Genomic DNA, 3,101 nt, shown 5'->3' with positions numbered 1-3,101 from the left:
CCCCAACCGGAACCGTGGAAACCGGCACCCACCCGACGCGACAGCCGGGCCACTCGCGCACCAGGAATGGGATCCAAACGCAGATCGGCCGCCAACCGAAGCTGACGGCCAATCACGAAAAATCGAGGCTAGGTGCACACTGCTTGCCCCTCCGGGCCTACGAGATTCCTGGTCGAGTTCTATGCCGGCACAGGGTGTCACAGTAGCCGACACCAAGAGAAGTGAAGATCTCAATCAATAAGAAACTCGATTTTGTTGCGGAATGTTGAGGGCCTGGGGAACTAGACCTTCCAATTCGGAGCTCACGAGGACTCGCCGCTTCTTCAGGGACTGAATGAACTTTTCATGACGGTCCCGCAGTATTACGCCGATGACCTTATCTACGGGCGTTAGCGAGTACGCATGAATCAAGTCGCCATGCTCCTGAGCTACGGCTAGCCAGTCGGATACCTCAAAGCCAGACAGCTTCAGGAGTCCTTCTACAGTAATCGCAAATCGCCGCAAATCGGCGGGAAGTTCTTCGGCATCCCATAGCTCTTGCGCGGCTCCGATAATTAGATTCCTGCTGTCGAAAATTGGGTAGAATGGATCTTCATCCACTTTAGCCAAATCTTGCAAGTTCGCCAGTACTTCATCGACGATCTCCAGGAGTCCACGTAGCCTGCTATCAAGTCGATGCTCACGCCAAGAGAAACGCTCGCCTTTGTAGATAACATCGTGCGTTGACTCTTGAAGTGCATGTTGAATATAAGTGGTGAACTGAATTTCAACCTTAACTTTACCGAGGGTCGGCTTCCTCTCCACGTAGTCATGTGGGAATCCTGCAATCAGGTGCGGCTGCTGGTACCTGAAGTCATCGGGCTTTCCAGCTACTGTGTTTCGTTCCTCTATAATTGGAAAGGTCTTTTGACAAGCGTCCATCGCCAAGGAAACTTGCTGAGGATGAAGAAAAACCGCTCGGGCCGCGATCAGGTCATCGAGGTCAAGGAGTTGACTCGACTCCCCTTTTTGGAGCTTGGCGTAGATAGACCCAGCATCTTTCACGCGGACTTGGATTACTACTGGGTTCAGGTCGTCAAGCTCGGCTTGGAGCCTAGAAACCAGGTACTTCTTTCCGGCCTCCAGCTCTCCAGCCAGATCATCGTATGCCGTTCTAAAGGAGGCGGGAATCTTGGCAGCCATGAGTTATCCCAACAGCACTTCGGCGAGGCACTTTGCACGGTACTCCCGGTTGGCCCGCTTGTTCGACCCCTGGACTGCGGCGATACGATAGTCAGTCGATCGACGAGTCTCTTGCTCTTCCAATTCGCCTGAGAATGCTTCAAGGCGGAGCGCCGCGTCGGCAACGGAAGGTAGCTGAGACTTTTCATTGAGTTGCGAAACGGCGGCCCATAGAGAGTAAAAATCCGCGACATTTGAAAACCGCGTCGGCTTGAGCGGGTATTCCTCATCCAGCCGATTCAGGTAATCTTGCACCGCGAAGAAATTAGCATCCGCCTCTTGCTCGTTTGGGATCTCACGATCGTAACCGGCGTAGAATTCGTCTAGATAATCCTTTCCTTCCTGAACTCCAGAGCTGGAGATAATGTAGAGCTCGGAAACATATTCGGCGTCCTGCATTCTTCTGATTCGGGCAGGAGTGACAAGGCCAACTTGCACCCAAAAGGGGTGCTCGGCGAGTTGCTCCACCTTGCGAATGAATTCACCTTCAAACCGGGCGTGCCGCAACTCTTGCTTATTAAGGCGGGCCACGTTTCGATTCAACCTGTCGAATGCTTGATTGAGTTCACCCGGAGAGGCTTGTTTGATCTGCTCGACAGTGAAGATGTACTCAAGGATGTGGAGCTTCACTTCCTGAGGTAGTTCAGAGTAATACATCCCACCAAGGCCGATATCATCAAGTGAGTCGGGGGTGGTGAAGGTGTCATTTTTGAATTCAAAAAGTGATGTCAAGCGTTGCTTGCCGTCGATGACCCGGTAAATCGTAGGCTTGTCCACGTACACGTCAACCTGCAGGAAGATGGTGGGTGCGGGGTAATTGCGGACAAGTGAGTCAATGAAGAACTGCTGAAAAGACAAGTTCCAGACGCTGCGCCGCTGGTAAGGAGGATCTAGGTCAAGCCTGCCCGCTGACTTGAGGTCTAGGAACCAGCCTGCGGTCTGCATGCCAGTACTGCGGATCAGTCTCGTGTGCGGCGATGTCACATGTTCCCCATGTATGCCTAGTTGACAGAGTTAACCCCAGAGTCTAGAGCCACGGGCCCCACCTGGGCGAGAGATTGCCATCCACGCTGAGTTGCCGGGCGCGATGCACGGTTGTGAGCCTCAGGCAACCTTGGACGCGCTTCGAGTACAGAGACCGCTCCTGGGAGGCACAGTGGTCGTTGCGCGGTCGCACTCACGCGTGGTTGCCAGTCCACTCACCTAGAGGACGTGTACCTCACCCAGTGCTGTGTGCGGATGGTTGCTCGGGGCGCTGGTTGGAAGTGAGGACAGCCGGCGTAGGAAGCCGGGACGCCAGCACGGATCAACACGGACTAGCGTGTCAATCCAGCCGCCACCGCTCGCGGCGCTGTCGCACACATTCCATGTCGTGAACGTGCCGCGGGTTGGTACGGAGAGTGCCTACTTCGACTCCTCCACGGGCGACGGTCAGGTCGTCACTGATCACGATGGCGCCGGCGTCGAGCATCATGTGGCAATTCGGGCACAGACAGAGCACGTTGCCTGACGTGTCGGGGCCGTTGTGAGGGCTGCCGAATGCCTGCATGTGGGCGACTTCGCTGTAACTGCCCCCCGGATCTCGATCTTCAAGTCGCAGATCTGGCAGCAGTTGTCGTGCGAGGTCATGACCTGACGCTTCACCGCGCTGCTGCGAACGATGCGTTGGACGGTGGTGGTCACGTGCTCGGGTGACGCGTTGCCGGGCGGAGCCTGTCCGGAGCTGGAGTCGACCGTTGCCTCATCTTTGGGAGTGCCTCTTGATGGAGTGGCTAGCCTCGCGCTTTCGTACGCCCAGCAGAATCTGGAGGTTGGCCATGTAGGTGGTTGATCGTGGTTCGTAAGCTCGTCGTCGCCTGCCGGTGTGAGTCCGGTCCGGG

3 protein-coding genes are annotated in these 3,101 nt (G+C 55.7%); all 3 read right to left on the bottom strand.

Going from position 1 to position 3,101, the window contains the following annotated elements; translation table 11 throughout:
• Window positions 1-234: 234 nt before the first annotated feature.
• The 3 genes from ACFU8Q_RS40630 to ACFU8Q_RS40620 all read right to left on the bottom strand — a co-directional run bounded on the left by ACFU8Q_RS40630 (window position 235) and on the right by ACFU8Q_RS40620 (window position 2,770).
• The gene (locus ACFU8Q_RS40630; RefSeq protein ID WP_384464993.1) at window positions 235-1,182 is read right to left on the bottom strand and encodes a RelA/SpoT domain-containing protein; all 948 of its coding nucleotides are present in this window, start codon (window positions 1,180-1,182) and stop codon (window positions 235-237) included.
• Between the two features lie 3 nt (window positions 1,183-1,185).
• Window positions 1,186-2,166: a DUF262 domain-containing protein gene (locus ACFU8Q_RS40625; RefSeq protein ID WP_384464990.1), complete on the bottom strand. Its 981-nt coding sequence runs from the start codon at window positions 2,164-2,166 to the stop codon at window positions 1,186-1,188.
• Window positions 2,167-2,545: 379 nt separating this feature from the next.
• The gene (locus ACFU8Q_RS40620) at window positions 2,546-2,770 is read right to left on the bottom strand and encodes an HNH endonuclease (protein WP_384464987.1); all 225 of its coding nucleotides are present in this window, start codon (window positions 2,768-2,770) and stop codon (window positions 2,546-2,548) included.
• Window positions 2,771-3,101: the final 331 nt, after the last annotated feature.

This window comes from Streptomyces sp. NPDC057543, assembly GCF_042801895.1.
In the GTDB taxonomy this organism is placed as follows: domain Bacteria; phylum Actinomycetota; class Actinomycetes; order Streptomycetales; family Streptomycetaceae; genus Streptomyces.
The sequence above is the reverse complement of the archived record's forward strand: the minus strand, read 5'-3'. Positions and strand labels throughout refer to the sequence as shown.

What these genes read in the sequence shown, in the direction of transcription:
- ACFU8Q_RS40630 (WP_384464993.1), bottom strand. Translation starts at nt 1,182, where the DNA reads ATGGCTGCCAAGATTCCCGCCTCCTTTAGAACGGCATACGATGATCTG.
- ACFU8Q_RS40620 (WP_384464987.1), bottom strand. Translation starts at nt 2,770, where the DNA reads ATGCAGGCATTCGGCAGCCCTCACAACGGCCCCGACACGTCAGGCAAC.
- ACFU8Q_RS40625 (WP_384464990.1), bottom strand. Translation starts at nt 2,166, where the DNA reads ATGCAGACCGCAGGCTGGTTCCTAGACCTCAAGTCAGCGGGCAGGCTT.